General features: G+C 53.1%; 5 protein-coding genes and 2 pseudogenes. 2 read left to right on the forward strand and 5 right to left on the reverse strand.

All coding sequences use genetic code 11. The features are described from left to right. The first annotated feature begins 56 nt into the window (after positions 1-56). Positions 57-722: a thioredoxin TrxA gene (gene trxA, locus DVG78_RS30710; protein ID WP_114464632.1), complete on the forward strand. Its 666-nt coding sequence runs from the start codon at positions 57-59 to the stop codon at positions 720-722. Between the two features lie 775 nt (positions 723-1497). Then, entirely contained in the window at positions 1498-2358 is an 861-nt protein-coding gene (locus tag DVG78_RS29670; protein WP_015058867.1) for a class A beta-lactamase TEM-171, read from the forward strand. A 1185-nt stretch (positions 2359-3543) separates the two neighbouring features. On the opposite strand, the gene DVG78_RS29690 is transcribed toward DVG78_RS29670, so the two are convergent. From DVG78_RS29690 to DVG78_RS29715, 5 genes and pseudogenes are all read right to left on the reverse strand, one after another. Continuing rightward, on the reverse strand, positions 3544-3768 hold the full coding sequence (locus DVG78_RS29690) for a Rop family plasmid primer RNA-binding protein (RefSeq protein WP_003660230.1): 225 nt from the start codon (positions 3766-3768) through the stop codon (positions 3544-3546). A 70-nt stretch (positions 3769-3838) separates the two neighbouring features. After that, positions 3839-4102, reverse strand: coding sequence for a site-specific integrase (locus DVG78_RS30715; protein ID WP_003660253.1), 264 nt, complete (start codon positions 4100-4102; stop codon positions 3839-3841). A gap of 50 nt (positions 4103-4152) precedes the next feature. Beyond that, positions 4153-4494, reverse strand: a pseudogene (locus DVG78_RS29700) (hypothetical protein); the annotation flags it as partial. A 49-nt stretch (positions 4495-4543) separates the two neighbouring features. Further along, entirely contained in the window at positions 4544-5626 is a 1083-nt protein-coding gene (lacI, locus tag DVG78_RS29710) for a DNA-binding transcriptional repressor LacI (RefSeq protein ID WP_000805902.1), read from the reverse strand. Between the two features lie 79 nt (positions 5627-5705). Beyond that, positions 5706-6000: pseudogene (locus DVG78_RS29715) on the reverse strand (MFS transporter); the annotation flags it as partial.

Consider the following 6000-nt stretch of genomic DNA (forward strand, 5'->3'; position numbering starts at 1 on the left):
GATAACAATTCCCCTCTAGAAATAATTTTGTTTAACTTTAAGAAGGAGATATACATATGAGCGATAAAATTATTCACCTGACTGACGACAGTTTTGACACGGATGTACTCAAAGCGGACGGGGCGATCCTCGTCGATTTCTGGGCAGAGTGGTGCGGTCCGTGCAAAATGATCGCCCCGATTCTGGATGAAATCGCTGACGAATATCAGGGCAAACTGACCGTTGCAAAACTGAACATCGATCAAAACCCTGGCACTGCGCCGAAATATGGCATCCGTGGTATCCCGACTCTGCTGCTGTTCAAAAACGGTGAAGTGGCGGCAACCAAAGTGGGTGCACTGTCTAAAGGTCAGTTGAAAGAGTTCCTCGACGCTAACCTGGCCGGTTCTGGTTCTGGCCATATGCACCATCATCATCATCATTCTTCTGGTCTGGTGCCACGCGGTTCTGGTATGAAAGAAACCGCTGCTGCTAAATTCGAACGCCAGCACATGGACAGCCCAGATCTGGGTACCGACGACGACGACAAGGCCATGGCTGATATCGGATCCATGACCTCAACAACGTTGGTCAAATGCGCTTGTGAGCCCTGTCTCTGCAACGTCGATCCCAGCAAAGCGATCGATCGCAACGGTCTGTACTACTGCAGCGAAGCCTGTGCCGATGGCCACACCGGTGGTAGCAAAGGCTGCGGCCACACCGGCTGTAACTGCCACGGCTAAAAGCTTGCGGCCGCACTCGAGCACCACCACCACCACCACTGAGATCCGGCTGCTAACAAAGCCCGAAAGGAAGCTGAGTTGGCTGCTGCCACCGCTGAGCAATAACTAGCATAACCCCTTGGGGCCTCTAAACGGGTCTTGAGGGGTTTTTTGCTGAAAGGAGGAACTATATCCGGATTGGCGAATGGGACGCGCCCTGTAGCGGCGCATTAAGCGCGGCGGGTGTGGTGGTTACGCGCAGCGTGACCGCTACACTTGCCAGCGCCCTAGCGCCCGCTCCTTTCGCTTTCTTCCCTTCCTTTCTCGCCACGTTCGCCGGCTTTCCCCGTCAAGCTCTAAATCGGGGGCTCCCTTTAGGGTTCCGATTTAGTGCTTTACGGCACCTCGACCCCAAAAAACTTGATTAGGGTGATGGTTCACGTAGTGGGCCATCGCCCTGATAGACGGTTTTTCGCCCTTTGACGTTGGAGTCCACGTTCTTTAATAGTGGACTCTTGTTCCAAACTGGAACAACACTCAACCCTATCTCGGTCTATTCTTTTGATTTATAAGGGATTTTGCCGATTTCGGCCTATTGGTTAAAAAATGAGCTGATTTAACAAAAATTTAACGCGAATTTTAACAAAATATTAACGCTTACAATTTAGGTGGCACTTTTCGGGGAAATGTGCGCGGAACCCCTATTTGTTTATTTTTCTAAATACATTCAAATATGTATCCGCTCATGAGACAATAACCCTGATAAATGCTTCAATAATATTGAAAAAGGAAGAGTATGAGTATTCAACATTTCCGTGTCGCCCTTATTCCCTTTTTTGCGGCATTTTGCCTTCCTGTTTTTGCTCACCCAGAAACGCTGGTGAAAGTAAAAGATGCTGAAGATCAGTTGGGTGCACGAGTGGGTTACATCGAACTGGATCTCAACAGCGGTAAGATCCTTGAGAGTTTTCGCCCCGAAGAACGTTTTCCAATGATGAGCACTTTTAAAGTTCTGCTATGTGGCGCGGTATTATCCCGTATTGACGCCGGGCAAGAGCAACTCGGTCGCCGCATACACTATTCTCAGAATGACTTGGTTGAGTACTCACCAGTCACAGAAAAGCATCTTACGGATGGCATGACAGTAAGAGAATTATGCAGTGCTGCCATAACCATGAGTGATAACACTGCGGCCAACTTACTTCTGACAACGATCGGAGGACCGAAGGAGCTAACCGCTTTTTTGCACAACATGGGGGATCATGTAACTCGCCTTGATCGTTGGGAACCGGAGCTGAATGAAGCCATACCAAACGACGAGCGTGACACCACGATGCCTGCAGCAATGGCAACAACGTTGCGCAAACTATTAACTGGCGAACTACTTACTCTAGCTTCCCGGCAACAATTAATAGACTGGATGGAGGCGGATAAAGTTGCAGGACCACTTCTGCGCTCGGCCCTTCCGGCTGGCTGGTTTATTGCTGATAAATCTGGAGCCGGTGAGCGTGGGTCTCGCGGTATCATTGCAGCACTGGGGCCAGATGGTAAGCCCTCCCGTATCGTAGTTATCTACACGACGGGGAGTCAGGCAACTATGGATGAACGAAATAGACAGATCGCTGAGATAGGTGCCTCACTGATTAAGCATTGGTAACTGTCAGACCAAGTTTACTCATATATACTTTAGATTGATTTAAAACTTCATTTTTAATTTAAAAGGATCTAGGTGAAGATCCTTTTTGATAATCTCATGACCAAAATCCCTTAACGTGAGTTTTCGTTCCACTGAGCGTCAGACCCCGTAGAAAAGATCAAAGGATCTTCTTGAGATCCTTTTTTTCTGCGCGTAATCTGCTGCTTGCAAACAAAAAAACCACCGCTACCAGCGGTGGTTTGTTTGCCGGATCAAGAGCTACCAACTCTTTTTCCGAAGGTAACTGGCTTCAGCAGAGCGCAGATACCAAATACTGTCCTTCTAGTGTAGCCGTAGTTAGGCCACCACTTCAAGAACTCTGTAGCACCGCCTACATACCTCGCTCTGCTAATCCTGTTACCAGTGGCTGCTGCCAGTGGCGATAAGTCGTGTCTTACCGGGTTGGACTCAAGACGATAGTTACCGGATAAGGCGCAGCGGTCGGGCTGAACGGGGGGTTCGTGCACACAGCCCAGCTTGGAGCGAACGACCTACACCGAACTGAGATACCTACAGCGTGAGCTATGAGAAAGCGCCACGCTTCCCGAAGGGAGAAAGGCGGACAGGTATCCGGTAAGCGGCAGGGTCGGAACAGGAGAGCGCACGAGGGAGCTTCCAGGGGGAAACGCCTGGTATCTTTATAGTCCTGTCGGGTTTCGCCACCTCTGACTTGAGCGTCGATTTTTGTGATGCTCGTCAGGGGGGCGGAGCCTATGGAAAAACGCCAGCAACGCGGCCTTTTTACGGTTCCTGGCCTTTTGCTGGCCTTTTGCTCACATGTTCTTTCCTGCGTTATCCCCTGATTCTGTGGATAACCGTATTACCGCCTTTGAGTGAGCTGATACCGCTCGCCGCAGCCGAACGACCGAGCGCAGCGAGTCAGTGAGCGAGGAAGCGGAAGAGCGCCTGATGCGGTATTTTCTCCTTACGCATCTGTGCGGTATTTCACACCGCAATGGTGCACTCTCAGTACAATCTGCTCTGATGCCGCATAGTTAAGCCAGTATACACTCCGCTATCGCTACGTGACTGGGTCATGGCTGCGCCCCGACACCCGCCAACACCCGCTGACGCGCCCTGACGGGCTTGTCTGCTCCCGGCATCCGCTTACAGACAAGCTGTGACCGTCTCCGGGAGCTGCATGTGTCAGAGGTTTTCACCGTCATCACCGAAACGCGCGAGGCAGCTGCGGTAAAGCTCATCAGCGTGGTCGTGAAGCGATTCACAGATGTCTGCCTGTTCATCCGCGTCCAGCTCGTTGAGTTTCTCCAGAAGCGTTAATGTCTGGCTTCTGATAAAGCGGGCCATGTTAAGGGCGGTTTTTTCCTGTTTGGTCACTGATGCCTCCGTGTAAGGGGGATTTCTGTTCATGGGGGTAATGATACCGATGAAACGAGAGAGGATGCTCACGATACGGGTTACTGATGATGAACATGCCCGGTTACTGGAACGTTGTGAGGGTAAACAACTGGCGGTATGGATGCGGCGGGACCAGAGAAAAATCACTCAGGGTCAATGCCAGCGCTTCGTTAATACAGATGTAGGTGTTCCACAGGGTAGCCAGCAGCATCCTGCGATGCAGATCCGGAACATAATGGTGCAGGGCGCTGACTTCCGCGTTTCCAGACTTTACGAAACACGGAAACCGAAGACCATTCATGTTGTTGCTCAGGTCGCAGACGTTTTGCAGCAGCAGTCGCTTCACGTTCGCTCGCGTATCGGTGATTCATTCTGCTAACCAGTAAGGCAACCCCGCCAGCCTAGCCGGGTCCTCAACGACAGGAGCACGATCATGCGCACCCGTGGGGCCGCCATGCCGGCGATAATGGCCTGCTTCTCGCCGAAACGTTTGGTGGCGGGACCAGTGACGAAGGCTTGAGCGAGGGCGTGCAAGATTCCGAATACCGCAAGCGACAGGCCGATCATCGTCGCGCTCCAGCGAAAGCGGTCCTCGCCGAAAATGACCCAGAGCGCTGCCGGCACCTGTCCTACGAGTTGCATGATAAAGAAGACAGTCATAAGTGCGGCGACGATAGTCATGCCCCGCGCCCACCGGAAGGAGCTGACTGGGTTGAAGGCTCTCAAGGGCATCGGTCGAGATCCCGGTGCCTAATGAGTGAGCTAACTTACATTAATTGCGTTGCGCTCACTGCCCGCTTTCCAGTCGGGAAACCTGTCGTGCCAGCTGCATTAATGAATCGGCCAACGCGCGGGGAGAGGCGGTTTGCGTATTGGGCGCCAGGGTGGTTTTTCTTTTCACCAGTGAGACGGGCAACAGCTGATTGCCCTTCACCGCCTGGCCCTGAGAGAGTTGCAGCAAGCGGTCCACGCTGGTTTGCCCCAGCAGGCGAAAATCCTGTTTGATGGTGGTTAACGGCGGGATATAACATGAGCTGTCTTCGGTATCGTCGTATCCCACTACCGAGATGTCCGCACCAACGCGCAGCCCGGACTCGGTAATGGCGCGCATTGCGCCCAGCGCCATCTGATCGTTGGCAACCAGCATCGCAGTGGGAACGATGCCCTCATTCAGCATTTGCATGGTTTGTTGAAAACCGGACATGGCACTCCAGTCGCCTTCCCGTTCCGCTATCGGCTGAATTTGATTGCGAGTGAGATATTTATGCCAGCCAGCCAGACGCAGACGCGCCGAGACAGAACTTAATGGGCCCGCTAACAGCGCGATTTGCTGGTGACCCAATGCGACCAGATGCTCCACGCCCAGTCGCGTACCGTCTTCATGGGAGAAAATAATACTGTTGATGGGTGTCTGGTCAGAGACATCAAGAAATAACGCCGGAACATTAGTGCAGGCAGCTTCCACAGCAATGGCATCCTGGTCATCCAGCGGATAGTTAATGATCAGCCCACTGACGCGTTGCGCGAGAAGATTGTGCACCGCCGCTTTACAGGCTTCGACGCCGCTTCGTTCTACCATCGACACCACCACGCTGGCACCCAGTTGATCGGCGCGAGATTTAATCGCCGCGACAATTTGCGACGGCGCGTGCAGGGCCAGACTGGAGGTGGCAACGCCAATCAGCAACGACTGTTTGCCCGCCAGTTGTTGTGCCACGCGGTTGGGAATGTAATTCAGCTCCGCCATCGCCGCTTCCACTTTTTCCCGCGTTTTCGCAGAAACGTGGCTGGCCTGGTTCACCACGCGGGAAACGGTCTGATAAGAGACACCGGCATACTCTGCGACATCGTATAACGTTACTGGTTTCACATTCACCACCCTGAATTGACTCTCTTCCGGGCGCTATCATGCCATACCGCGAAAGGTTTTGCGCCATTCGATGGTGTCCGGGATCTCGACGCTCTCCCTTATGCGACTCCTGCATTAGGAAGCAGCCCAGTAGTAGGTTGAGGCCGTTGAGCACCGCCGCCGCAAGGAATGGTGCATGCAAGGAGATGGCGCCCAACAGTCCCCCGGCCACGGGGCCTGCCACCATACCCACGCCGAAACAAGCGCTCATGAGCCCGAAGTGGCGAGCCCGATCTTCCCCATCGGTGATGTCGGCGATATAGGCGCCAGCAACCGCACCTGTGGCGCCGGTGATGCCGGCCACGATGCGTCCGGCGTAGAGGATCGAGATCGAT

The sequence above is a fragment of the Runella aurantiaca genome (genome assembly GCF_003339505.1).
GTDB lineage: Bacteria > Bacteroidota > Bacteroidia > Cytophagales > Spirosomataceae > Runella > Runella aurantiaca.

Bases quoted from the DNA above. Each gene is read 5' to 3' on its own strand.
- trxA (WP_114464632.1), top strand. From the start codon at position 57: ATGAGCGATAAAATTATTCACCTGACTGACGACAGTTTTGACACGGAT.
- DVG78_RS29670 (WP_015058867.1), top strand. From the start codon at position 1,498: ATGAGTATTCAACATTTCCGTGTCGCCCTTATTCCCTTTTTTGCGGCA.
- DVG78_RS29690 (WP_003660230.1), bottom strand. From the start codon at position 3,768: ATGAACAGAAATCCCCCTTACACGGAGGCATCAGTGACCAAACAGGAA.